The sequence below is a fragment of the Lichenihabitans sp. PAMC28606 genome, assembly GCF_020616535.1.
GTDB classification, from domain to species: domain Bacteria; phylum Pseudomonadota; class Alphaproteobacteria; order Rhizobiales; family Beijerinckiaceae; genus Lichenihabitans; species Lichenihabitans psoromatis.
This window is the reverse complement of sequence record NZ_CP085136.1, coordinates 3575997-3597666: the sequence shown is the minus strand read 5'-3', so window position 1 is coordinate 3597666 and position 21670 is coordinate 3575997. Positions and strand designations below refer to the sequence as shown.

Sequence of the window (21670 nt, the reverse complement as noted above, 5' to 3'; positions counted from 1 at the left end):
ACCTGAGCATGGCTCTGATCAAGGAACTCGACACCGGCACCCCGATCCGCGTCAGCGGGACGACCGTAACGCTAACGATCGACGGGGAGCGGATCACCGTCCCGGCCGGCACCTCCGTCATGGCGGCGGCTTCGCTGAAGGGCACCAAGATCCCGAAGCTCTGCGCCACCGATGCGCTGGAGGCTTTTGGGTCCTGTCGCATGTGCCTCGTCGAGATTGAGGGGCGTCGCGGCACGCCGGCCTCCTGCACGACGCCAGCCGAAGACAATATGGTGGTCAAGACCCAGACCGACCGGCTTGCAAAGTTGCGCCGCGGCGTGATGGAGCTATATATCTCCGACCATCCGCTCAACTGTCTGACGTGCTCGGCCAACGGGGATTGCGAATTGCAGGACACGGCCGGTCAGGTCGGCCTGCGCGAGGTCCGCTACGGATATAATGGCGAGAACCACACCCACGCCCCGACCGATAGCTCGAACCCCTATTTCACCTTCGAGTCCTCGAAATGCATCGTCTGCTCGCGCTGCGTGCGAGCCTGCGAAGAGGTGCAAGGCACTTTCGCGCTGACGATCCAGGGGCGCGGCTTTGACTCAAAGGTCTCGCCCGGCGGCATGGATTTCTTCAGCTCGGAATGCGTCTCCTGCGGGGCTTGCGTGCAAGCCTGCCCGACCGCGACGTTGAACGAAAAATCCGTGATCGCGATGGGCCATCCGGAACATTCCGAAGTGACGACATGCGCTTATTGCGGCGTCGGCTGCTCGTTCAAGGCCGAAATGCAGGGCGACAAGGTCGTTCGCATGGTGCCGTTCAAGGACGGCAAAGCCAACGAGGGCCATTCCTGCGTCAAGGGCCGCTTCGCTTATGGGTATGCGACCCACAAGGACCGCATCACCAAGCCGATGATTCGCGCCAAGATCACCGATCCGTGGCAGGAGGTGACGTGGGCCGAGGCGATCGCCCATGCGGCGTCCGAGTTCAAGCGCATCCAGGCGCAATACGGCCGTGATTCGATCGGCGGGATCACATCGTCCCGGTGCACCAATGAAGAGACCTATCTGGTTCAAAAGCTGGTGCGGGCCGGCTTCGGCAACAACAACGTCGACACCTGCGCCCGCGTCTGCCACTCGCCCACGGGTTACGGCCTGAAGGTCACGGTCGGCACGTCGGCCGGCACGCAGGATTTCGCCTCGGTCGACCACGCGGATGTGATTCTCGTGATCGGCGCCAACCCGACCGACGGTCATCCGGTGTTCGCATCGCGCATGAAGAAGCGCATCCGGGCCGGCGCCCGCCTTATCGTGGCCGACCCGCGCAAAATCGACCTCGTGAAATCGCCCCATATCAGGGCTGATTATCACCTGCCTCTCAAGCCCGGCTCCAATGTCGCGCTCATCAACGCCTTTGGGCATGTTGTCGTCACCGAGGGCTTGGTGAATGAGACCTATGTCCGCGAGCGCTGCGACCTTGACGCTTTCGAAGGCTGGGCCCGGTTCATCGCCGACGAGCGCCATGCGCCGGAGGCCGTCGAAGCCATCACGGGCGTTCCCGCCGCCGATCTTCGCGCGGCCGCGCGGCTTTATGCGACCGGCGGCAATTCGGCAATCTTCTATGGCCTCGGCGTGACGGAGCATAGCCAGGGTTCGACCATGGTGATGGGCATGGCGAACCTTGCCATGGCGACCGGCAACATCGGCCGGGCCGGCGTCGGAGTGAACCCGCTGCGGGGCCAGAACAACGTCCAAGGCTCGTGCGATATGGGATCGTTCCCGCATGAACTCCCCGGCTATCGCCACGTCTCGGATGACGCGACCCGCCACATGTTCGAGAGCCTGTGGGGCGTGACGCTGCAGAATGCGCCCGGCCTCCGCATCAACAACATGCTGGATGAAGCCGTCGATGGCAGCTTCAAGGGTCTCTACATCCAGGGCGAGGATATCGCGCAATCCGACCCCGACACCCAGCACGTGACGGCGGGCCTGCGAGCCATGGAATGTATCGTCATTCAGGACATCTTCCTGAACGAGACGGCGAAATACGCCCATGTGTTCCTGCCGGGATCGTCGTTCCTGGAAAAGGACGGGACCTTCACGAATGCGGAGCGCCGCATCAGCCGCGTCCGCAAGGTGATGGCGCCGCTGGGTGGTCTCGCCGATTGGGAAGGCACGATGGCGCTTTCGAACGCGCTCGGCTATCCGATGGATTACAGCCACCCCGGCCAGATCATGGACGAGATCGCCAAACTGACCCCGACTTTCTCGGGCGTGTCCTATGGCAAGCTCGAGGAGCTCGGTTCCATCCAGTGGCCCTGCAACGAGGCGGCGCCGGACGGCACTCCCATGATGCATGTCGAGCGCTTCGTCAGCGGCAAGGGCAAGTTCATGATGACGGAGTTCACGGCCACCGAGGAACGAACCGGTCCGCGTTTCCCGCTGATCCTCACGACCGGGCGCATCCTCAGCCAGTATAATGTGGGGGCGCAGACACGCCGCACCGCCAATTCGTCGTGGCACGAAGAGGACGTGCTCGAAATCCATCCATTCGACGCCGAGAACCGCGGAATCAACGAGGGCGATCTTGTCGCGCTGGTCAGTCGGTCGGGCGACACATCGCTCAAAGCACGGATCAGCGAGCGGATGCAGCCGGGCGTCGTCTACACGACCTTCCACCACGCCAAAACGGGCGCCAACGTCATCACGACCGATTACTCGGATTGGGCAACCAACTGCCCCGAATACAAGGTGACGGCGGTTCAGGTGCGGAAGACCAACCGTCCCTCGGACTGGCAAGCCAAGTTCTACGAGGAAGACATCTCCCTGACCCGTATGGCGGCCAAGCTCGAGGCGGCGGAATAGCCGTCCGGCCGCGGCGTAAATTTGCCGACGATCGACTGATACGACGAGGCGGTGACATCGCCGCCTGTCGCAATCCGTAGCTTCTTCAACGCGGCGACCCGAAGAGGTCGCTCACCACAATTTGGGATGAAACGACTTGAGTATCACTGCCGCGCCGTCCACTTCGCGTCCCGCGAAAACGTCGTTTCTCGATCGGGACCATATCGTCGCCGAGCCTGGTTATAATCGCTGGCTGCTCCCTCCGGCCGCTTTGTGTATCCACCTTTGCATCGGCATGGCTTACGGGTTCAGCGTCTTCTGGCTGCCGCTGTCCCGCGCCATCGGCGTCACACAAGCCAAAACCTGCGCCGATCTCACGCTCGCAAGCGCGCTTCTCACCACGACCTGCGATTGGCGCGTGGCCGATCTCGGCTGGATCTATACGCTCTTCTTTGTCTTCCTCGGCCTGTCTGCCGCCCTGTTCGGTGGTTGGCTCGAGCGCGCCGGCCCCCGCAAGGCGGGCCTTGCCTCGGCTCTGTGCTGGTGCGGCGGCCTCGTCATCTCGGCGCTCGGCATCTACCTGCATCAATTGTGGCTGATGTGGCTCGGCTCCGGCGTGATCGGTGGGATTGGGCTTGGGCTCGGCTACATCTCACCCGTATCGACACTGATCAAATGGTTCCCCGACCGTCGCGGCATGGCGACCGGAATGGCCATCATGGGATTTGGCGGCGGCGCGCTGATCGGATCGCCGCTTGCTCAAATGTTGATGAGTCACTTCCGCAGTGACACGTCGGTGGGCGTTTGGCAGACCTTCCTGACTCTCGCGGCCATCTATGCGGTCTTCATGGTGGCGGGCGCCCTGGGCTATCGGGTGCCACCGGCACATTGGCAACCGGCCGGCTTTGTGCCGAAGTCGATCACGAATGCGATGATCACCAGCCGCAACGTCGATCTGAAGGACGCCCATAAGACGCTGGCATTCTGGATGATCTGGGCCGCACTCTGCCTGAACGTCTCGGCCGGTATCGGCGTGCTCGGTATCGCATCGCCGATGTTACAGGAGATCTTCTCCGGCCGCCTCATCGGTCACCCCGAATTGTCTTTCGCGCAACTCGACATCGGACAGAAGGGGCAAATCGCCGCCATTGCGGCCGGTTTCGTCGGCCTCCTGTCTTTGTTCAACATCGGCGGTCGTTTCTTCTGGGCGTCGCTGTCGGATAAGCTCGGCCGCAAGACCACCTATGCCACCTTCTTTGCGCTCGGCATCCTGCTCTACGCCGCCGTGCCATGGGCTGCTCAGGCGGGCAGCATGGCTCTATTCGTCGGATTCTTCTGTGTCATCGTGTCGATGTATGGCGGCGGCTTCGCAACCGTGCCGGCCTATCTGGCCGACATTTTCGGCACGCAATTCGTCGGTGCGATCCACGGCCGCTTGCTCACCGCATGGTCGACGGCGGGCATCATCGGACCGGTCGTGGTCAACTACATTCGCGAGGCGCAGATCGCGAACGGGCTGACCGGATCAATGCTGTACAGCCGCACCATGTATATTCTGGCCGGCATGCTGGTGATCGGCTTCGTGGCCAATCTTCTGGTGCGTCCGCTGTCGGACCGCTGGTTCATGGCCGATAAGACGATACCGGCTCCCGCGACCCCGAGGGGTTCGGCTCCTGGCCGGCCGACGGCCAATCGACCCGATCTCAGCTTCGGCATCGGCGGCGGCGGCTTCACCTCCACGGCGGCTTTGGCCTGGGCCGTTATTCTTCTGCCGATCGCCTGGGGGATCTGGATCACCTTGTCGAATGCCGTGATCCTGTTCAAATAGGCGAGATGTCCGGTTTTCAAAATGCTCCGACCCGCGTGTTGACGTTTGCCGGTGAGATCCGGGACGAGACGCGGTCGGTCGCGATCGAAACGCCGGTGCAGGTGACTTACGCGGATATTCCGTTCGGGGTCATGATGCTGACGCCGGACGACCTCGAGGATTTCGGCTACGGATTTAGCCTGACGGAGGGCATCATCACGAGCCCGGCGGATATCAGGTCCGTCAGCCTCGAGTCGCTCGAGGATGGATTGCGGCTGCGGATCGATCTCGTCGGTGCGCGGCTGCACACGCATCTGGCTCGCAAACGCGCTTTATCCGGACGGACCAGTTGCGGGCTCTGTGGGATCGAGGACCTCGATGCACTGCCTCGCGCTCTGGCACAGCAGGGTCCCGCGCCCACCCTATCGCTCGAGGCAATCGAGCGCGCCGTGGGAGAGCTCGACGCGCAGCAGCCGCTCGGTGCACGAACACGCGCGGTCCATGGCGCGGCCTGGTGTGGACGTGATGGCGCGATCAAGCTGGTGCGCGAGGACGTCGGGCGGCACAACGCACTCGATAAGCTCATCGGTGCGCTGCTCCGGGACGGGCAGTCATCCGACGACGGTTTCGTGCTGATCACCAGCCGTGCCTCCTTCGAAATGGTCGAAAAGGTCGCGACATTCGGGGCGCGCACGCTGGTGGCGATCTCGGCGCCGACGTCGCTCGCCCTGCAGCGGGCCCGGGCGCTCGACATCACGCTCGTCGGTATCGCCCGCCGGGATGGCGTCACGCTGTTCCACGGGGCCGACCGCATCACATCCGACAAGGTGCTTGCATGAACAGCGACGACAAACTCATTCGCATGGCGAACCAGATCGCCAATTATTTCCATTCCTATCCAGACGATCAGGCGATGACCGGCATCCACGATCATGTCGTGTCGTTCTGGACACCCAAGATGCGGTTGAAGCTTGGCGAAGCGCTTGACGCGCCCAGTCTCGACCCATTGGTGCGGGCGGCGTTCCGCCACCCTGTCGAGGCTCCGAACCCCGCCGAAAAGGAAGCCGCGGGTCCCGCGGCCGTGGGCGAAATCGGGGCCAGCGACGCGGGTTGACGCCCGCGTTCGTCTGGTCCACCCAAGGTCCGCGATCAAGCTACGGGAGACCGCCATGACCACACATCCAGCCATCGCCAAAGACCGCGTCGCCGTTATCACGGGGGGCGCGAGCGGCATCGGCCTTGCGGCAGCCAAAACCTTCGCGGCGAAGGACATGAAGGTCATGATCGCGGATCGACCCGGCGTCGCGCTGCAGGCGGCCGAGCGTGCTGTGATCGAACACGCTCCGAGCGGCTCCGCCGCGATCCGTGCGGTCGCGACCGATGTCGCCAAGGGCGACGAGGTTCTGGCCCTTAAGATCGCGGCCTACGACGCGTTCGGCTCGGTCGACGTGCTGATGAACAATGCCGGCGTCGGCATCGTCGGTAAGGCGCTCGACCCCAGCCCCGCGTGGCATGAACTGCTCGGCGTCAATCTTTGGGGTGTCATCAACGGCGTTCAGGCCTTCGCGCATGCGATGATGGCCCAGGGCACCCCCGGGCTGATCATCAACACGGGATCGAAACAGGGCATTACCACGCCGCCCGGCAACACCGCCTATAACGTCAGCAAAGCCGGCGTCCGTGTGTTCACCGAAAGCACGGCGCATGAACTCCGGTCCGTTCCCGGTTGCAGGGTTTCGGCGCATCTGCTGATCCCCGGCTTCACGTTCACGGGAATGACCGGTCAGGACGAGAAACCGGCCGCCGCCTGGAGCGGGGAGCAGGTTGTCGACTTCATGCTCGAGGCGCTCGGCCGGGGTGACTTCTACATTCTCTGCCCGGACAATGACGTCGATCGCGCAACCGATGAAAAGCGGATGGCTTGGGCGATCGGCGACATCATCGATAATCGTCCAGCCTTGTCGCGTTGGCACCCCGATTATGCCGAGGCCTTCAAGACCTACATGGGCGGCTGACCGGAGTTCGCCGCGTCGTTTAGCGGCGGGCGGCTCAGCCCTCCGTCGCCGGCGCGGGGCCGCGTGTCGTATCCAGCCCTTGGACGAGCGGCATTTTGACGGGACTACCGCCTTCCGCCGCACGATAGATCGCCTCCATGATCCGGATATCCTGGAGGCCCTCCTCGCCCGGCGTATGGGGCACGACATCGCGGCGGATCGCGTCAGCGAAATGGTCCATCTCGGTCGCGAATTGGCTTTTGGGCGGATATTGCCGGTGATCGATGCCGTTCACCTGGCCGACCTTGCGCGATACCGTCATCGCGATGTTGTTATACGCAAAAGCATTGTCGAGGCCGATCCACCCCGTCGTTCCCATCGCTTTGAGGGCGCGAGCTTCGTGGATGCTATAACCGCTCGTCCCGACCCCCATGACGCCGGACGGGAACTGCAAGGTGAAATTGGCGACATCCTCGACTTGTGAGAAGCGCGGATCCCCCGCCGGCTGCGTCATCCGGCCGGTGACCTCGACCGGCTCTTCGCCGGTCAGATAGCGGAACGCGTTGTAGCAGTAGATCCCGACATCCGGCAGCGATCCACCGCCCGCGATGGCCTTGACCTGACGCCATTGGCCCGGCGTGTCGTTCTGCCCATTGACGGCTTGAATGAGCCGTAGTTCGCCAATCTCTTTCTTGCGAACCATCGCGATCGCGGCCCGCTGTGTGGCCTCATATTGCATCCGATAGGCGATCATCAGCTTGACCTTGGCGTCGCGGCAGGCCGCGATCATCCGCTCGGCATCGGCGGAGGTGGTTGCCATCGGCTTTTCGCACAGCACGTGTTTGCCGGCCTGCGCCGCACGGGTCACGAATTCGAGGTGCATCGCATTGGGCAAAACGATGTAGACGAAATCGATCTCGGGATTGTTTTTGATGCTGTCAAACGAGGCATAATCGTAGAGGGCGCGCTCCGGGACGTTATACTCCGCCGCCACCGCACGAGCCTTCTCGCGATGGCCGCTGACAAGTGCCACGACCTTGACGCTTTTACTCTGGCCGAACCCTGGCAAGATCTCGCCCAAGGACAAATGGCCGAGCCCGACCACAGCCACTCCGAGCCGTTTGGTGAATGGATCGGGGTTCGGCAGTGGTCCCTCCGCCTCGGAGGCCGCATGGAGCGGCGGAAGCTCCACCTTGCTTCCGGTCACGGTGCCGATGGCGTGAGGGTCTTCCGGTATCGTGCCGACTTCGGCCGCTCGGGCCTGAGTGAGCCCGACACTGAGAAGACCGGCCGACGCACCAAGGACGGTTCGACGTGTGAGATCCGACATGCGCATTCCCTGCTGTTTACGGTTCGCAAGCCGCGCCAAGCAGCTTCCTTCGCAAACACAGAACAGGGCCTTTGTTTCCGGGCTCTCGCCTCCCGTGATGCCATGTCGCGTAGCGAAAACACGGCGGCCGACAACGCGACGTCGGTCAGCGAGCGAGTTGAGCCTCGATCGCGGCCTTGTCGATCAGCGACCAAACCTCCCCGATCCGTCCCGCTCGAAACGCGTAGGTCGCGTGTTCGGCGAAACGGACCCGCCTGCCATTGACCTGCAAGCCAAGGAACGTTCCGGCAGGGCGGCAGTCGAAGATCAGTCGACTTGCCACATAGGGAACTTCGGAGACCAGCATCTCCACATGAAAGACAACATCCGGGATCTCTGCAACGTCTCGCTCGAGCATGCGACGATAGCCAGCCACACCAAGGCTATCGCCGTTATGGATAACATCCTCATGAACGAACTCGCCGAGCCGAGACCAATCCCGCTGGTTCAGACAAGCGATATAGCTCCGGTAGAGGGTCGACAGATCCGTCATCGGACTGCCTCGCGGCTTAGCCGGCGCGGTTCACCTGTCCGGTGATCCAGGTCCATTGCGCCTGCATCCAGCCATTGACCCCGCGCAGATTGCGGTTCACCACGTCCCAATTGACCATCCGGCCGTCCGGTACTGTCGCCGAGCCGGTCGTATCGGTCGCCACCAGAGCGGGGCCGGTGGGCTGATTGAGGTCATGAACATAGGCGATGCCGACGGTCAGCAAACAACCGACGATGAGTCCAAAGACGAAACGCATGATCCGGTTTCCTTCTGCTCAAGCTGAAACGAAGCAATTGGAGTCAAAGTTCCGCGAGGTCCATCGAAGCGGGCTCGTGAACGACGCCGGAGCTTTTGGCACATGAGCCAGATGAGCAATCTCGAAGCTATGGCGCGCGCCGTAACCGAGCGGGTCTGCCGACGCAATTCAGCGCCCGATGAGGACGTGTCGGCCTGGGTCGACGCACATTGGTATATTGCGGCGGCGGACCTCGAAGCCGGGCTGATCGATGAACAGGGCGAGCCCCTCCCCGGCTACTCGCCCGAGCGTGCCCGCACCGCCGTGGCGGATTGGTTGAGACGCAACCCCCGATGAGAGAAAATCCCGCACCGATGTCAGACGCTCCCCTTCAAGGCCTTCGCGTTCTCGAACTCGCCCGCATTCTGGCGGGACCCTGGATCGGCCAAACCCTGGCCGATCTTGGCGCCGACGTGCTCAAGGTCGAGAGTCCAGAGGGCGACGACACCCGCAGTTGGGGCCCACCCTTCATCGACCAAGGGGACGACCGTTCGGCCGCCTATTTCTACGCCTGCAATCGGGGCAAGCGTTCGGTAACGCTGGATTTCAAAAACGCCGACGACCTGGCGACGCTCCGCGGGCTTGCCAAAGATGCCGACGTGCTGATCGAGAATTTCAAGGTTGGCGGCCTCGCCAAATACGGGCTCGACTATGGCAGCCTCAGCCGCAGCAATCCGCGATTGATCTATTGCTCGGTGACCGGCTTCGGGCAGGACGGACCCTATGCACAGCGGGCTGGTTACGATTTCATGATCCAAGGCATGGGCGGCATCATGGACCTGACCGGCGACCCGGCCGGCGAGCCCCAGAAAATCGGTGTCGCTTTCGCCGATATCTTCACCGGGCTTTACGGCGTGATTGGCATCCAGGCGGCCCTCGCTCAACGCGAGCGGACGAGCCTCGGCCAACACATTGACATGGCGCTGCTCGATTGCATGACCGGAGTGCTGGCCAACCAGGCCATGAACTTCCTCGCGACCGGCACGGCGCCGACCCGCCTTGGCAACGCCCACCCGAACATCGCTCCCTATCAGACCTTCCCGGTCGCGGACGGCAATATCATCGTGGCCTGCGGGAATGATCGGCAGTTCGAGCGCCTCTGCGACGTGCTTGGGGAGACGGAGCTTGCGCGCGACCCAAGATTCGTCAGCAACGCGGCCCGCGTCGCCCACCGAACCGACCTGACGACACTGCTGACCACGCGGACACGATCGATCACGCGCAAGGATCTGCTCGATCGGCTCGAAGCGGTCGGTGTGCCGGCGGGGCCGATCAACACGGTCGCGGATGTGTTCGCCGACCCACAGGTGCGGTCTCGCGCGATGCGGATCGCGCCCGGCGGGATCCCGGGGGTCAGGACGCCGATCCGCTTTTCCGGTGCCGAGCTCAGCCTCGCGGTTCCGGCCCCGACAAAGGGCCAGCATAATGCGGCCCTGAAGAGCGCGGCCGGCTGGCCGGCTCGGGATTAGAGGTCGAGGTCCGACAGACCGGGGTGATCGGCGGGCCGGGTGCCGAGGGGCCAGTGGTATTTTCGGTCGGCGGCCGCGATCGGCAGATCGTTGATGCAGGCAAAGCGTCGTTGCATCAGGCCGTTTGGCGCGAAATGCCAGTTCTCGTTCCCGTAGGAGCGGAACCACTGCCCGGAATCGTCATGCCATTCGTAAGCGAAACGAACAGCGATCCGGTCACCCGTGAAAGCCCAAAGCTCCTTGATGAGCCGATAATCGAGCTCACGGTTCCACTTGCGGGTCAGGAAGGCCTCGATCGCAGGGCGTCCGTGCACGAATTCAGCACGATTGCGCCAGGCACTATCCTCTGTATAGGCAAGCGCCACGCGCGCCGGATTTCGCGAGTTCCAGCCATCCTCCGCGCCACGCACCTTCTGGGTCGCGGTCTCGATCGTGAAGGGCGGTAGTGGCGGGCGGGTTTCGGACATGGGATCGCTCACTCGACGAGGTTGGCGGCAGATAGAGCGACCCGACACGCGCGGGGCGCTCGTCGCGACGTTTTAGAACGGTGAGATCAGACCGCCATGACTGCGCGTCACCGAGACCCCGACCCCGACCGTCAGATTATTGGTCAGTGCATATTCGACGCCTGCGCCGACCCGCGCCGCCGATTGCAGATCCGAGGTATCGTTGAACACGTTGTTGATCGAGTCGGATGCCGAATAGCCGAAGCCCGGCCCAAACCGCGGCTTCGCTAGCACGACCCCGGTGGTCACATAAGGCATCAACCGGCCCATGTCGTAACCGACCTTCACGTCGGTTGCCGCAAAATCATAGCCGCGCACGTATTTGGACCCGAACAACGATGGCGAATAGCCGGTCGAGCCGTCGATGCCGAGCACGATATGATTCGCAAATTCATGATCGTAGCTCGCCGTCAGGGCACCGCCGACGCCGGCCCCCTTCTGGTGCTTGCCGCCAGCGACGATCAATTCGGTGCCGACCGACAGTCCGTGCCAGATCGATGGCGTCGGCTCAGGGTCGAGTGCCAGGGCCGGGAGCGTGGGGAACATCGCCGTGCTCGCGTCCACCGCAAGGGCGGGCAAAACAGCGCCCGCGCTGAGACCGGCCGCAACGAACAAAGACGAGATCAGACGAGCCATGAATGGGTCCGGGCCAAGAAGCGATATGCTCCGATGCCCGCATCCTAAGATGTTTCGGCCCGAGCTCCAATGCCTCGATGACGAGACGCTGTTTCGGGGGCGTCCGAGATTCGTTTAAGGACCAAGCCAACGCCACGCGAGACCGCTATGATCCGCTTTTCCCAATCGATTGCCACAGGTTCGATCCTCGCGCTGCTCGCGATCGTGCCCTGCCCTGCGTCTGCGGCTACGCAGAGCCAGCCGGCCCGGAGTTGGAGCGGGACGAAATGCATCCGCTACACGGCAGCCTGGTCGCAGACGATCGCGCGCGGCGGCACCAAGGGTCTCGGACTGGACTTCCTTCGTCGCCACGACGCCTTCCTGGCCTCCGGATGCACCGGCCCGCACAATGTTTGCCCGCGCTCGCCCGAGGAGTTGAAGCTTGCCAATGATATGGTCGTGCTGGCCATGAATGCCGGGACCGCGAGTACCTTTCCGCCCTTCGGCTGCGGCCGGTAACAGACGCTACTGGCCGGGCGTGCGCGCCAGCCAATCGAGCAACGCAGAGCGATAGGCGTCCGGATCCTGCATCTGCGGCGCGTGGCCAAGCGACGGGAATTCCACAAGCGTCGCATGCGGAATGGCCTTGGCGGCCTGCTTGCCGAGCACCTCATAATGCCCGAGCTTCGCTTTGACCTCGGGCGGCGCGACATCCTTGCCGATCGCCGTCGTATCCTTGTCGCCGATCATCAGCAGCGTTGGCATGGTCAGCTTGTCGAGTTCGTCGACGACCGGCTGCGTGTAGATCATGTCGTAGAGAAGGGCCGAGTTCCAGGCGACCGCGACGCGGCCTTCGCCGCGCGACAGGCCAGCCAGCATCTGCACCCATTTCTCATAAGCCGGCTTCCAGGTGCCGCCGTAGTAAGTGGCTTGCTCATAGGCGCGGATGCTGTCGGCCGTGCTCTGCATCTCCCGCGCGTTCCACTGGTCGACGCTGAGCGAGGGAACGCCGAGCGCCTTCCAATCCTCGAGACCGATCGGATCGACAAGCACGAGCCGCGTCACCTCTTTGGGGTACATCAGGCCGTAGCGAATGCCGAGCATGCCGCCGGTCGAATGGCCCACCACCGTGATGCGATCGATCCTCAGGCTTTCGAGCAGGGCGTGGGTGTTGCGCGCCAGTTGCTGAAACGAGAATTGATAAGCCTCAGGCTTGCTGGATTTACAGAAGCCGATCTGGTCCGGAACCACGACGCGATAGCCGGCCTGGCTGAGAAACGCGATGCTGTTCTCCCAGGTGGCGCCGCAAAAGTTCTTTCCATGCAGCAGCACGGCCGTCTCGCCGTTGGCTTTGCCGGTCGGCGCGACATCCATATAGGCCATGTGAAGCGACCGCCGTTGCGACTCGAAGTCGAAATGATGCACCGGATAGGGATAATCGAACCCCTGAAGTTCCGGCCCGTAGACCGGGCCCGCATCGTCGGCGCGCGCGAAACCGCAGGTCAGGAGACTCGCGGCCAGCATCAGGCTCGTTAAAAGACGGGTGGATGTCATAAGCCGATCCTGTTCGGTGGCAGTCTGTGGGGCAACGTCCCGTCTGCGGTGCGGTTGCGGATGCCTGCTTTGCTCGCACGCATGCGGTGTGGCAGACAGAGCCGCAACGAAGGACACCATCACGATGCCGCATCGCTGCGCCTGGGCCGGGCACGACCCGATGATGCAAGCCTACCACGATACCGAATGGGGCGTGCCTGAGCGCGATAGTCGAGCCTTGTGGGAAAAGCTAATGCTCGATGGCTTTCAGGCGGGGTTGTCCTGGTCGACGATCCTGCGGAAGCGAGACGCCTTCCGCGCGGCCTTCGCGGCGTTTGACCCAGAGCGGGTCGCGTCCTTCGACCGCGTCGATGTCGAGCGCTTGCTGCAAGATGCCGGGATTGTCCGGTCGCGATCCAAGATCGAGGCCACGATCGGCAATGCACGCGCTTATCTCGCCATGCAGGCTGCTGGCGAGGATTTCGCGACCTTCGTTTGGAGCATGGCAGGCGGCGCGCCGATCGCCCATGCGGGCCATGTCCCGACCAAAACGCCTCTCTCCGAGGCCGTATCGGCGGCCTTGAAGAAACGCGGCTTCAAATTCGTTGGGCCCGTGATCGTCTATGCCTGGATGCAGGCGACCGGTATCGTCAACGACCATGTGGCCGATTGCTTCCGGTCCGAAGCAGGTGCCGGCGAGGGATCGCTTGCAAAGTGACCGCAAGGCGGCATGCTCTGCGCCGATTCGAACCGGAGTACGGCCATGACGACTCTCCTTTTTGCCTTGTTGATCGGCGTGGTCGCGGGTCTCCGCACCATGACGGCGCCGGCTGCGGTGACCTGGGCCGTTCATCTCGGTTGGCTTCATGTCGATGGCACATGGGCCGCGTTCCTGGCTCATCCGATCACGCTTTGGGTTTTCTCGATTCTGGCGCTCGGCGAATTCGTCGCCGATCAATTGCCGAACACGCCGAGCCGCAGGGTTCCGTTCCAGTTCGGCTCTCGGATCGTGAGCGGCGCGTTTTGCGGTGCCACGATCGGCAATGCATTCGGCAATCTGGTCGGCGGCCTGATCGCTGGTCTTTTCGGCGCGATCGTTGGAACGCTCGTAGGCTCTGAGGCGCGAAGCCGCCTCGCATCCGCGTTCGGCAACGACCATGTTGCCGCCATCCTCGAGGATGTGATCGCGGTCGGCGGCGCGCTCTGGATCGTCTCGTCGCTCGGCTGAGCCAAACAGTCTCGTCAGATCGCTTTGGCGGGCCCACCCCCGATGAACCGAAGCGTCAGCGGCCGACCTGCGATCGCACCACCGAAGCTCGGGAGGAGGGCAACGGGCGTACAGGCGGAAAGGGATCCAAGCACCGCCGCTACGAAAGCACGCTTGTCCTCCGGCTCGCCGACGAGTTTGGAAAAGGTGATCCTCGGCTTGCCCAGCACCGCGCCGTCGCGCGTCAGGCTCAGCAAAACCGTGACCTCCGAGCCCGTCGAGCGATCGGGTGCCTTGAAACAGTGGGTCAAGGCCGGCCCAAGGTCACGCAGCGTCGCGACCGGCGGGGTGGCGCCAGCCGCAACGGCGATCAGAACCGCGCCCCAGACGGGACCCATCGACATGACGACGTCTCCATCGGTTGCCAGCCCACAGAATAGACCCGCTTGCCCCCTTGCAAACAACCCTATTGCTGCCAGGGCCACGCTCTCGATGCCCCTCAGGATCTGCCGACTATCCTTGGGGAGGACTTCGGGATAAGCTCCCACAAACAAGTCTTGCCCCAAGGGCATGTCTCAGGAAACAACGGCATGGTCGTAACCATCAAACGAATGATCCTCATGACGGCTTGTGCAACGCTCATCTACGGTTCATCGTCGCGTTACTCGGTTTCGATCGCGCAGAGCGAAGTTTTTCCGCAGAATATCAACGAATGCACGACCCTGACCGATCCCGCCAAGCTTCAGCAATGTATCCTGACCAACCAGGGCGGCCGCAAGATGCGCGGAAAATTTTCATCGACGCCGAAATCCGCCGATGCCCCGATCTTTCTTGATAGCGAGCATCCAGGCCGGACGGCGCCGGCGCTTTCCATCGCGCCGTGATGGCGCGCGACCCCGAAGACCCGCGCCGGAGCCGTTAATGGGCAGGCATCATCAACTCTTGGGCACCTGCAAGGTCGACACAGGAATGGCCGGCGGCAAATTCAGGGTCGAAAGTGGTTCGACTTTATCCCGGTCGAGATAGTCGGCGATCAGCTTCGCGCCGGCGGCCTCGTTGGCGAACCCCCAGACGTGTTTGCGGGTGCCTTCCATAATGGTGGCATAGACCGCGAGATCGATGGCCTGCCGCACCGCCATCTGGGTTGGTTCGTTTCGCGTCACGCCCGCCTCCACCTGCAGCAGCTTGTCGACCGCGACGAAGCGATAGGTGTTGGCCGTCAGTGCAACCGAATAAATCGTCTTTGAGGTCGTGACGCTGTTGAGCACCTCGCCGGACTGAACCGAGACGACCCGGAGCGCCACCGTCACCACATCTTGCCGATATTGACCGTTGGCCCCGATGCCGAGGAAATTCGCACCTGCGCCCCCCGTGACGATATTAGAGTCGAAGCCGATGATGCCGCCTTGCAGCAACAGGCCGGCGAAGCGGATCGGTGGCAGCGGCTTGGCCGCATCCTTGTCGAATTCGATCCGGGTCTGTCGGATCAGCTGCCGTTCCTGCAAAAGATCGTTGAGATTGCCGCGATCGATGACCGTGAACCACTTGCCATTCCCGGCGCGCTGCAAACTATCGACGAGATAGCCGAGGCCGCCCTGCGTTACGGCACGGGAGAAGACCGCGACATTGTCGTTCGGTTCGTTCTTGCCGGTGAGGTCGGGGAAGGAATAGACCGCGATATCGATCTTGGCACGCGGAGGCGCAAGCAGTTCCAGGTTCACGCCCGTGGCCGACGCCGGCGTTACTTTCGGGGCCTGCTCGAACAATTCGGGTGCGCCAGGCTGACAGCCCCCCAGCAGAAGCACCAGCGGCAACAAGGCCCATGTCACGCGACGCATCGATCCCCCAAGCGGCTCTGAAACTGACCTACACTCATGGTCCCGCCGGCACCGTGACATTGGTGATCGTCGTCCCATCGTTGATCGAGACGTTCACGTTGCTGCCGACCCGGTTGAAGTTGATGGTCGTGCCCTGGAACGCGAACGTGCCGTTTTGCTGCGCGTTTTCGCCGAAGATCGCCGAGGTAATCTGATTGGCGAGCGAACTATAGAGTTGGCTGGTCAATTGCTGCGCGAAGATCTGTCCAGCGGTCTGCGTGGTGTTGGAGGTATTGGCGAGGCTGGCCTTCTTCGATGCGGCGAGTTGCGGAAGGTTTTGCGCCTGCGCGACCGACAGCAGCGTATTGCCGTTTAGCGGGCTGCCCCCGAATTGCGGGTTGGTCGGCGTGTAGACGATGCTACCGGCCTTTGCCGGAGAGGCACAGAGGACCGCGAGGGCAGCCGCAACGGCGAGCGCGGAGCAGCGATGGGCCGGGTTGAGCGTCACAGGCAAACGTCCTTTTTTGGGCCGCATTTTGCAAATCCGACAGAGCAGTATTTCACCACTTAAGCATCTTAAGTTGTCGAGCGGCTTGGTCCTCGATGCGTCGGGGCGGTGTCATCGGCGTGCCTGAACAACCGTCACGGTCTTGGCATCACCGACCTGTTGCAACCCGTAGCTGAGGCCTGACCCGATCTGCGTGGCCGCAATCGCATTGCCCTGTCCCTGCACCGCGATCGTCGCCACATCGGCCGAGCCGATCTGCGTGCTGGAGAGACGATTGCCATCTCCGATGGACGTGAGCGAAGAGAGATTATCGTTGCCGAGCTGGATCGTGGTGCTGTTATTTCCAAAGCCATTTTGCGCGATGTTGGCAGCGTTTTGAATGCCGCGTTGCGTCACCGACGCCAGATTGCCGCCGCTCGTCAGGGTCGCGCTGCCAAGGCTCCGGTCGACCGCATAGGGATTGGCAGTGCCGGTCGCATCGGTTGGAATCGCCTGATGCTGCACCAGCAGATAATCCGATACGTCGGTATAAGGGCTCGATCCGTTCACCAAATTCGCGCTTTGCGCGCGCGCAACTTCAGGCGTCACCACCGCACCAACCGCTAGTGCGGCTCCGATGCCGACCAAGGCTTGCCTTATTCGAATCCGCATCATGGCTGTTTTCCCGTCGCTGGAGCGCAATCGACAGATCGACCTCCCATTTCGACCACGAGGCTAATCGCATAAGTCGATCCAGGCTCGAGGCTTAATGCGCCTCCGCCGACCATTACGGCTTGCTCCGAGCGGCTCGTAAACGCGCCGCCTTGTCGGATGGTGCTCGAGCCGGCCGGCCCACCCTTGACGATCGATAACCGGTAGAGCCCCGAAGCCACATCGCGGGTGACGATCTCGCCATGAAAGACGAGCGACGCACCCCGTGCCTCGTCGATGACGGCACAGACGATTGCGGGTTTTGCGTCGCTCGCTTGCATGAAGGCGATCCGGTCAAACGTTGCCCCGAGCTTTCCCGCTCCCGCAGGTCGGCTCGGAGCCTTGATCGCTCGTTAGTGCTGCGTCACATGCGCGGTGTTGTACAGGCCAGACTGATTATAGTTGGTGCTGTTGTTGTTGCTCGTCTGCGCGACCGTGATGGTCTGATACAGACCCGTCTGCGTTCCGTTGACGGAGTTGCCGTTTCCAGCCTGCGTCACGGAGGCGGTCAGAAAATCACCATTCTGAACGTTGTAAATCATATTATTATCGCCAGTTTGCGTTGCGGTGTAGGTGTCGCCGCCAACAATCTTACCCTTCTGGTCACTGTTGATGTAGTTTTTGTTGCCGCTCTGGACCGACTTGAAATTGTTTAGGAAGTAAGCTGTGTTCGACTGCGTGCTGTCGGTGTTATTCCGATTGCCATTGCCTTGCGTGATGTCGGCGACCACGCGGCCGGTCTGCACGTTGTTGACGTTGCTTAAGGTCGAGTGGGTGCCATCAGCGCCCTGATGAACCGTCAGTTGCGCTTGGTTGGTCTGGGAAGAGCTGAGCGAATCGTGGCCAGCATATCCGTTGCTGCCCTGATAAACGGAAGCCGCGCTCTTGTAGCCGTATTGATCCGACACGACGCTGTTGTCGAGATCACCGTTCTGAATGATCGTGATAGCGGCGCTGGTCGAGCCCGAATGCTGGGTGACCGTGGCCGAGTTGCTGATCGACGACGCGCCATAATACGCATTTTCGGTCTGATCGATCGAGACATTTCCATCGGAGCCTGACTGAGTCAGATCCACGACGGCATTGCTGGCCATGGCGGAGCCCGCGATCAGCATGGCCGAGAGGGCCGTCGAAACCAGAAGAATCTTGTGCATCATCAGCTCCCAAAAAGACCATTTAGGCAGCAATCACTGGATTGCCGCCATGGCTTCGGGTGTGAGCTATTGATTTAATCAAATCTGCACGCAATCATCCATATAGAGTAAGATATAATTAATAATTATTTTAATTGGCGATTTGCACTGCAACACCGCGACGAGTCCGGCGTGAGCGTCGCCTCTCTTTTTTATAGTCGTGACTAAAACAACACGGCGGCTGTTCCGATCCCTCTCTTATCCTGAATCGTCTTTGACAAAGCGCCGTAATCTTTGTGATCTTAATAGTGGGGACGAATCGAAAAACACTTCTACGCCGCCGTTGAGAAAAAATGGGCGCGCTTCGACATTCATAAATTTAATCATTGCTTAAATAACGGTCAAAATGCCTAAATAATATTGCACGCTGTCGTTGCCGCGCGGTACGACATACACGCTGCATTGTTGACATTCAGATCACGGCAGTAGGGAGGGGAGCGACATGGCATCGACAATCGATAGCCTCTGGATATCATTCCGCACGGCTATCCTTTTGGCGGGCTTTGTCGCCCTCGCAGCAACGTTCGTTGCTTTCGCGGGTCCCGTCGGAGCCACAGACGCGACCGCCCCGATCGCGCCGCCTGCTCAATCCGACACACGGCCCGCGACCGCGCCTGCTTCCGGCTGCGACGCCGCCTGCGTCAGGCTCAACACCGATCATGCGGCGCAACTCTGCGCGCCTTTGATCGAGGCGCAATCCCCGACCGATTTCGATTGGCTGAACCGCCCGGTGCCCGGCATCTTCCAGCAGGCCGAGCCGCCGGAAGGACGCGACTTCACGGTTCGCTACCGAGGCGACGTCATTCGTTTTCAGACACCGGATCGCGACTGGATTCGGATGAGCTACGAATGCGCCTACAACGTCGAAACCAGGAAAGTGATGTTCCTCAATCTGCGTCCAGGCCGTCTGGCGGCCCAAAAGACGTCGGTGGTGGTTGCGACGATCCTGCCTCTGCCGGTCCATGTTCAGCCGGTGCCACAGATCATGGCCCAGCAACAAAACGCGCCCATGCCCGGGACTCACAGCTCACAATTGCCGACACAGCGTTTCGTGCAGCAGCAGCCCGCTAAGAGGTTGCCCCCGGCTGTTGGCGAGCCGAGCCCGATCGAAATCCAGCAGCAAATGCCGCGGGTGCGACCGTGACGGACGCGCTCGGCCCCCTGTCGGAAAGCGACGTGACCGACACGATGGCGACCTTCGGTCTGCTCGGATTCGCGAGCCTACAAATCGGCGGCGGCGGCGAGATCCTCCGTCTGAACAGCAAAGCGGCCGCCTTATGCCGTAAGCTGTTCGGGGTCGCTCTCGTGCCAGGGCGATCAGAAACAGCCCAATTGAAGGCCCTCGTGGCCGAAGCCGTGGCGGCGGCAGACCGCGGGCAGCCCTGTGGCCCGAGTGCCTTGGCACGAGCCGAGGGACGTCCGCTGATCGTTCATGTCCTGTCGGTCGAAGACTATCCGACGCCAAGCGGCATACGCTTTGCGGCTCTTGCGCTGTTGATCGACCCCGACGAAACCAGCGATGTCTCCGTGCCGATGCTGAGCGGCGCGTTTGGCCTGACCAAGAGCGAGATCGAGCTCTCTCGTAATCTCTACTCCGGCCGCAGCTTGAAGGAGATCGCGAAGCTTCGGCAAACCAGCATCGCGACGCTGCGGGCGCAATTGCGCGCCGTCTTCCTCAAAACCAGCACGAAGCGCCAAGCCGAGCTCGTGGCCTTGATGTCGCGCTTACCGGCGCAACGCCCGGTGTTTCGGAGCGGGCCGGAGCGGGTCGCGACGGGAAGGGGCGCCACGGAACGGGTCACCACCCTCGCCAGCATCTGTTGACGAAGGGGGTTTGCTGCGTCCCATCCTGGTTGAGACGGAGCGACGTTCATCTCATCCGTGACTTGACCGCCGCATTGCCGCCGTCGGCCCACAAGGCTGACCCTGTGACGAAGCTTGCCACTGAACTGGCGAGGAACAGCGCCGCAGAGGCGATCTCGTCCGGCTGCGCGATGCGTTTCATGGCGTGCAGCCCGGCGGCCCAGTTCTTTGGCTTTGATCGCCAGCCATCTCCGTATCCACGCCACCCGGCAGCAGGGCGTTGGCGCGGATGCGGTGCGCGGCATAGTCAGCCGTGATCCCCTTCACCAACCCTATCAGGCCGGCTTTCGACGCACCATAGACCCAGCCCCTTTCGAAATCACTGGAGCGATGTCGAGGGGCGCTTCCGCGGTCAGCCCCTCCGTTTCTTGTGGTCGAGTCGGAGGATTGGCACGCGGATCGTGAACGGCGTCAAACCCCGTTGCAAGCGCTGCAAGGAGCAAACAACTTTAATCGAATTGAAGTCTCGCTGTTTACGTTGCGATCACCAAGTTGCTTCTCAGATCCCAACGGCCGGACATCGGCTTCGATTCTATGGGAGTTCTGCGTCATAACGACTTATATTGGCGTTGTTCTCGGAGGTGACTTTGGCACAGGATACAAAATTCGGCTTGCCGGGATCGCGTCCTGTCGTGCGACGCCCGGTGACCGCAAGCGATTTGCCGAAATCTGTTTCCGGTCGCTGGACCGCTCGCCGGAAGGCCGAGGTGGTTTCGGCCATCGAGGACGGCGTCCTCTCGTTTCATGAAGCAGCGGCTCGATATCGTCTGACGGGGGAAGAGCTGCAAGGCTGGCAGACAACCCTGAAGCGGCATGGTCTGAAAGCGCTTGGAGCGACCCGCGTGCAAAAATATGATCGCCCGTGACGAGCACGATCAGGTCGTCGTAGACCAGGCCTGCCAGGACGCGCCGCGTTGGATGCGACGGTTAGGGTGCGCTGGAGTGGGATTGCTCGGCAGGAGCGGTCGCGTGCACGGCCTCACGCTGGAGTGTTTCGATCGCGTGGTCGATTTGCGTGCGTTGACGTTCGAGCCGAGAAATCTGAGTTTCGACTAAATCGGTTGGCACGACTGGAGTTCCATCCGAATTCGTATTGCCGTTTCCAAGCAACTCGCCGATTTCTGTCAGTGTGAAGCCCCAATCACGCACCTTGAGAATGAATTCGAGGCGCTTCATTTCAGTTGGTCCGAAGTATCGCCGAGTTCCGACGCGTTCTGGATGCAACAAGCCTCGCTTCTCGTAAAATCGCAGAGTTCGCAATGTCAAATCGTATTGTGCCGCAAGCTCCGCGATACTAAGTCGAGCGGTCTCCGTCTGGTCATACGCCATCGCTGCCTCTATTTCGAACGCATCCTCGAATCATATTAATTATTTGTTTCTAAATTCATATTTTATCTTCTGCTACAATTCATTGTGGCGTAGAGTCACATGTAACGGCCGAGTTAGTCCGAAAGATCCATTTCGACTGTCGAGTTGTTTG

General features: G+C 61.8%; 27 protein-coding genes and 1 pseudogene. 14 read left to right on the top strand and 14 right to left on the bottom strand.

Annotated elements, in window-relative coordinates:
* Positions 1 to 8 precede the first annotated feature (8 nt).
* From fdhF to LGH83_RS16965, 5 genes are all read left to right on the top strand, one after another.
* Positions 9 to 2852 (top strand): formate dehydrogenase subunit alpha, encoded by a 2844-nt coding sequence (fdhF, locus tag LGH83_RS16985; protein WP_227399660.1) that lies wholly within the window; start codon positions 9 to 11, stop codon positions 2850 to 2852.
* 142 nt (positions 2853 to 2994) lie between these two features.
* On the top strand, positions 2995 to 4659 hold the full coding sequence (locus tag LGH83_RS16980; RefSeq protein WP_413771162.1) for an OFA family MFS transporter: 1665 nt from the start codon (positions 2995 to 2997) through the stop codon (positions 4657 to 4659).
* A gap of 5 nt (positions 4660 to 4664) precedes the next feature.
* Positions 4665 to 5477 carry a formate dehydrogenase accessory sulfurtransferase FdhD gene (gene fdhD / locus LGH83_RS16975; protein ID WP_227399658.1) on the top strand — a complete coding sequence of 271 codons (813 nt, stop codon included), beginning with the start codon at positions 4665 to 4667 and terminating at the stop codon, positions 5475 to 5477.
* Positions 5474 to 5752, top strand: coding sequence for a formate dehydrogenase subunit delta (locus tag LGH83_RS16970; RefSeq protein WP_131194397.1), 279 nt, complete (start codon positions 5474 to 5476; stop codon positions 5750 to 5752). The genes fdhD and LGH83_RS16970 overlap by 4 nt, the downstream gene beginning before the upstream one ends.
* 55 nt (positions 5753 to 5807) lie before the next feature.
* A complete protein-coding gene (locus LGH83_RS16965) occupies positions 5808 to 6653 on the top strand; it encodes an SDR family NAD(P)-dependent oxidoreductase (protein WP_227399657.1) in 846 nt (281 codons plus the stop codon).
* 34 nt (positions 6654 to 6687) lie between these two features.
* On the opposite strand, the gene LGH83_RS16960 is transcribed toward LGH83_RS16965, so the two are convergent.
* The 3 genes from LGH83_RS16960 to LGH83_RS16950 form a co-directional block, all read right to left on the bottom strand.
* Positions 6688 to 7962 carry a Gfo/Idh/MocA family protein gene (locus LGH83_RS16960; protein ID WP_227399656.1) on the bottom strand — a complete coding sequence of 425 codons (1275 nt, stop codon included), beginning with the start codon at positions 7960 to 7962 and terminating at the stop codon, positions 6688 to 6690.
* Between the two features lie 145 nt (positions 7963 to 8107).
* Positions 8108 to 8494 carry an ester cyclase gene (locus LGH83_RS16955; protein WP_227399655.1) on the bottom strand — a complete coding sequence of 129 codons (387 nt, stop codon included), beginning with the start codon at positions 8492 to 8494 and terminating at the stop codon, positions 8108 to 8110.
* Between the two features lie 16 nt (positions 8495 to 8510).
* Positions 8511 to 8750: a hypothetical protein gene (locus LGH83_RS16950; RefSeq protein WP_131114560.1), complete on the bottom strand. Its 240-nt coding sequence runs from the start codon at positions 8748 to 8750 to the stop codon at positions 8511 to 8513.
* A 102-nt stretch (positions 8751 to 8852) separates the two neighbouring features.
* On the opposite strand from LGH83_RS16950, the gene LGH83_RS16945 reads away from it, so the two are divergent.
* Together LGH83_RS16945 and LGH83_RS16940 are read left to right on the top strand one after the other, a co-directional pair.
* The gene (locus LGH83_RS16945) at positions 8853 to 9086 is read left to right on the top strand and encodes a hypothetical protein (RefSeq protein ID WP_131114559.1); all 234 of its coding nucleotides are present in this window, start codon (positions 8853 to 8855) and stop codon (positions 9084 to 9086) included.
* A 17-nt stretch (positions 9087 to 9103) separates the two neighbouring features.
* Positions 9104 to 10258, top strand: a complete 1155-nt coding sequence (locus LGH83_RS16940) for a CaiB/BaiF CoA transferase family protein (protein ID WP_227399654.1) — start codon at positions 9104 to 9106, stop codon at positions 10256 to 10258.
* Here the strand turns inward: LGH83_RS16940 and LGH83_RS16935 are convergent.
* Entirely contained in the window at positions 10255 to 10725 is a 471-nt protein-coding gene (locus LGH83_RS16935; RefSeq protein ID WP_227399653.1) for a DUF1348 family protein, read from the bottom strand. The two genes, LGH83_RS16940 and LGH83_RS16935, sit on opposite strands and share 4 nt — an antisense overlap.
* 72 nt (positions 10726 to 10797) lie before the next feature.
* Positions 10798 to 11400, bottom strand: coding sequence for an outer membrane protein (locus tag LGH83_RS16930; RefSeq protein ID WP_131114556.1), 603 nt, complete (start codon positions 11398 to 11400; stop codon positions 10798 to 10800).
* 147 nt (positions 11401 to 11547) lie between these two features.
* Between LGH83_RS16930 and LGH83_RS16925 the strand changes: the two genes are divergently transcribed.
* Positions 11548 to 11898, top strand: a complete 351-nt coding sequence (locus LGH83_RS16925) for a hypothetical protein (protein WP_227399652.1) — start codon at positions 11548 to 11550, stop codon at positions 11896 to 11898.
* Between the two features lie 6 nt (positions 11899 to 11904).
* On the opposite strand, the gene LGH83_RS16920 is transcribed toward LGH83_RS16925, so the two are convergent.
* Positions 11905 to 12933: an alpha/beta fold hydrolase gene (locus tag LGH83_RS16920; RefSeq protein ID WP_227399651.1), complete on the bottom strand. Its 1029-nt coding sequence runs from the start codon at positions 12931 to 12933 to the stop codon at positions 11905 to 11907.
* Between the two features lie 124 nt (positions 12934 to 13057).
* Here LGH83_RS16920 and LGH83_RS16915 point away from each other — a divergent pair, with 124 nt between their 5' ends.
* On the top strand, positions 13058 to 13630 hold the full coding sequence (locus LGH83_RS16915) for a DNA-3-methyladenine glycosylase I (RefSeq protein ID WP_227399650.1): 573 nt from the start codon (positions 13058 to 13060) through the stop codon (positions 13628 to 13630).
* Positions 13631 to 13675: 45 nt separating this feature from the next.
* Positions 13676 to 14140, top strand: coding sequence for a DUF4126 family protein (locus tag LGH83_RS16910; protein WP_227399649.1), 465 nt, complete (start codon positions 13676 to 13678; stop codon positions 14138 to 14140).
* 14 nt (positions 14141 to 14154) lie between these two features.
* On the opposite strand, the gene LGH83_RS16905 is transcribed toward LGH83_RS16910, so the two are convergent.
* The gene (locus LGH83_RS16905) at positions 14155 to 14523 is read right to left on the bottom strand and encodes a hypothetical protein (RefSeq protein WP_227399648.1); all 369 of its coding nucleotides are present in this window, start codon (positions 14521 to 14523) and stop codon (positions 14155 to 14157) included.
* Between the two features lie 216 nt (positions 14524 to 14739).
* Between LGH83_RS16905 and LGH83_RS16900 the strand changes: the two genes are divergently transcribed.
* Positions 14740 to 15003 carry a hypothetical protein gene (locus LGH83_RS16900; RefSeq protein ID WP_227399647.1) on the top strand — a complete coding sequence of 88 codons (264 nt, stop codon included), beginning with the start codon at positions 14740 to 14742 and terminating at the stop codon, positions 15001 to 15003.
* A 51-nt stretch (positions 15004 to 15054) separates the two neighbouring features.
* Here LGH83_RS16900 and LGH83_RS16895 read toward each other — a convergent pair whose 3' ends face one another.
* The 5 genes from LGH83_RS16895 to LGH83_RS16875 form a co-directional block, all read right to left on the bottom strand.
* Complete coding sequence (locus LGH83_RS16895; RefSeq protein ID WP_227399646.1) at positions 15055 to 15957, bottom strand: CsgG/HfaB family protein; 903 nt, start codon at positions 15955 to 15957, stop codon at positions 15055 to 15057.
* A 34-nt stretch (positions 15958 to 15991) separates the two neighbouring features.
* On the bottom strand, positions 15992 to 16444 hold the full coding sequence (locus tag LGH83_RS16890; protein WP_227399645.1) for a curli assembly protein CsgF: 453 nt from the start codon (positions 16442 to 16444) through the stop codon (positions 15992 to 15994).
* A gap of 111 nt (positions 16445 to 16555) precedes the next feature.
* Positions 16556 to 17098: a hypothetical protein gene (locus tag LGH83_RS16885; RefSeq protein WP_227399644.1), complete on the bottom strand. Its 543-nt coding sequence runs from the start codon at positions 17096 to 17098 to the stop codon at positions 16556 to 16558.
* Positions 17095 to 17415, bottom strand: a complete 321-nt coding sequence (gene csgH / locus LGH83_RS16880) for a curli-like amyloid fiber formation chaperone CsgH (protein ID WP_227399643.1) — start codon at positions 17413 to 17415, stop codon at positions 17095 to 17097. The genes LGH83_RS16885 and csgH overlap by 4 nt, the downstream gene beginning before the upstream one ends.
* Positions 17416 to 17487: 72 nt before the next feature.
* The gene (locus tag LGH83_RS16875) at positions 17488 to 18291 is read right to left on the bottom strand and encodes a hypothetical protein (protein WP_227399642.1); all 804 of its coding nucleotides are present in this window, start codon (positions 18289 to 18291) and stop codon (positions 17488 to 17490) included.
* 478 nt (positions 18292 to 18769) lie between these two features.
* Between LGH83_RS16875 and LGH83_RS16870 the strand changes: the two genes are divergently transcribed.
* Complete coding sequence (locus LGH83_RS16870; RefSeq protein ID WP_227399641.1) at positions 18770 to 19471, top strand: hypothetical protein; 702 nt, start codon at positions 18770 to 18772, stop codon at positions 19469 to 19471.
* On the top strand, positions 19468 to 20151 hold the full coding sequence (locus LGH83_RS16865; protein WP_227399640.1) for a helix-turn-helix transcriptional regulator: 684 nt from the start codon (positions 19468 to 19470) through the stop codon (positions 20149 to 20151). Before LGH83_RS16870 ends, LGH83_RS16865 begins: the two co-directional genes overlap by 4 nt.
* A gap of 46 nt (positions 20152 to 20197) precedes the next feature.
* On the opposite strand, the pseudogene LGH83_RS16860 reads toward LGH83_RS16865, so the two are convergent.
* A pseudogene (locus LGH83_RS16860) lies at positions 20198 to 20490 on the bottom strand (SDR family oxidoreductase); the annotation flags it as partial.
* Positions 20491 to 20777: 287 nt separating this feature from the next.
* On the opposite strand from LGH83_RS16860, the gene LGH83_RS16855 reads away from it, so the two are divergent.
* Positions 20778 to 21056, top strand: a complete 279-nt coding sequence (locus tag LGH83_RS16855; RefSeq protein WP_131114543.1) for a DUF1153 domain-containing protein — start codon at positions 20778 to 20780, stop codon at positions 21054 to 21056.
* 61 nt (positions 21057 to 21117) lie between these two features.
* Here the strand turns inward: LGH83_RS16855 and LGH83_RS16850 are convergent, their stop codons facing one another.
* Positions 21118 to 21519, bottom strand: a complete 402-nt coding sequence (locus LGH83_RS16850; RefSeq protein WP_227399639.1) for a MerR family transcriptional regulator — start codon at positions 21517 to 21519, stop codon at positions 21118 to 21120.
* Positions 21520 to 21670 lie beyond the last annotated feature (151 nt).

Bases quoted from the DNA above. Each gene is read 5' to 3' on its own strand.
- LGH83_RS16885 (WP_227399644.1), bottom strand. From the start codon at position 17,098: ATGATGCGGATTCGAATAAGGCAAGCCTTGGTCGGCATCGGAGCCGCA.
- LGH83_RS16950 (WP_131114560.1), bottom strand. From the start codon at position 8,750: ATGCGTTTCGTCTTTGGACTCATCGTCGGTTGTTTGCTGACCGTCGGC.
- LGH83_RS16920 (WP_227399651.1), bottom strand. From the start codon at position 12,933: ATGACATCCACCCGTCTTTTAACGAGCCTGATGCTGGCCGCGAGTCTC.
- fdhF (WP_227399660.1), top strand. From the start codon at position 9: ATGGCTCTGATCAAGGAACTCGACACCGGCACCCCGATCCGCGTCAGC.
- LGH83_RS16875 (WP_227399642.1), bottom strand. From the start codon at position 18,291: ATGATGCACAAGATTCTTCTGGTTTCGACGGCCCTCTCGGCCATGCTG.
- LGH83_RS16905 (WP_227399648.1), bottom strand. From the start codon at position 14,523: ATGTCGATGGGTCCCGTCTGGGGCGCGGTTCTGATCGCCGTTGCGGCT.
- LGH83_RS16935 (WP_227399653.1), bottom strand. From the start codon at position 10,725: ATGTCCGAAACCCGCCCGCCACTACCGCCCTTCACGATCGAGACCGCG.
- LGH83_RS16925 (WP_227399652.1), top strand. From the start codon at position 11,548: ATGATCCGCTTTTCCCAATCGATTGCCACAGGTTCGATCCTCGCGCTG.
- LGH83_RS16900 (WP_227399647.1), top strand. From the start codon at position 14,740: ATGACGGCTTGTGCAACGCTCATCTACGGTTCATCGTCGCGTTACTCG.
- LGH83_RS16910 (WP_227399649.1), top strand. From the start codon at position 13,676: ATGACGACTCTCCTTTTTGCCTTGTTGATCGGCGTGGTCGCGGGTCTC.
- LGH83_RS16965 (WP_227399657.1), top strand. From the start codon at position 5,808: ATGACCACACATCCAGCCATCGCCAAAGACCGCGTCGCCGTTATCACG.
- LGH83_RS16870 (WP_227399641.1), top strand. From the start codon at position 18,770: ATGGCATCGACAATCGATAGCCTCTGGATATCATTCCGCACGGCTATC.
- LGH83_RS16970 (WP_131194397.1), top strand. From the start codon at position 5,474: ATGAACAGCGACGACAAACTCATTCGCATGGCGAACCAGATCGCCAAT.
- LGH83_RS16915 (WP_227399650.1), top strand. From the start codon at position 13,058: ATGCCGCATCGCTGCGCCTGGGCCGGGCACGACCCGATGATGCAAGCC.
- LGH83_RS16960 (WP_227399656.1), bottom strand. From the start codon at position 7,962: ATGTCGGATCTCACACGTCGAACCGTCCTTGGTGCGTCGGCCGGTCTT.
- LGH83_RS16850 (WP_227399639.1), bottom strand. From the start codon at position 21,519: ATGGCGTATGACCAGACGGAGACCGCTCGACTTAGTATCGCGGAGCTT.
- LGH83_RS16955 (WP_227399655.1), bottom strand. From the start codon at position 8,494: ATGACGGATCTGTCGACCCTCTACCGGAGCTATATCGCTTGTCTGAAC.
- LGH83_RS16930 (WP_131114556.1), bottom strand. From the start codon at position 11,400: ATGGCTCGTCTGATCTCGTCTTTGTTCGTTGCGGCCGGTCTCAGCGCG.
- LGH83_RS16940 (WP_227399654.1), top strand. From the start codon at position 9,104: ATGTCAGACGCTCCCCTTCAAGGCCTTCGCGTTCTCGAACTCGCCCGC.
- LGH83_RS16895 (WP_227399646.1), bottom strand. From the start codon at position 15,957: ATGCGTCGCGTGACATGGGCCTTGTTGCCGCTGGTGCTTCTGCTGGGG.
- LGH83_RS16945 (WP_131114559.1), top strand. From the start codon at position 8,853: ATGAGCCAGATGAGCAATCTCGAAGCTATGGCGCGCGCCGTAACCGAG.
- fdhD (WP_227399658.1), top strand. From the start codon at position 4,665: ATGTCCGGTTTTCAAAATGCTCCGACCCGCGTGTTGACGTTTGCCGGT.
- csgH (WP_227399643.1), bottom strand. From the start codon at position 17,415: ATGCAAGCGAGCGACGCAAAACCCGCAATCGTCTGTGCCGTCATCGAC.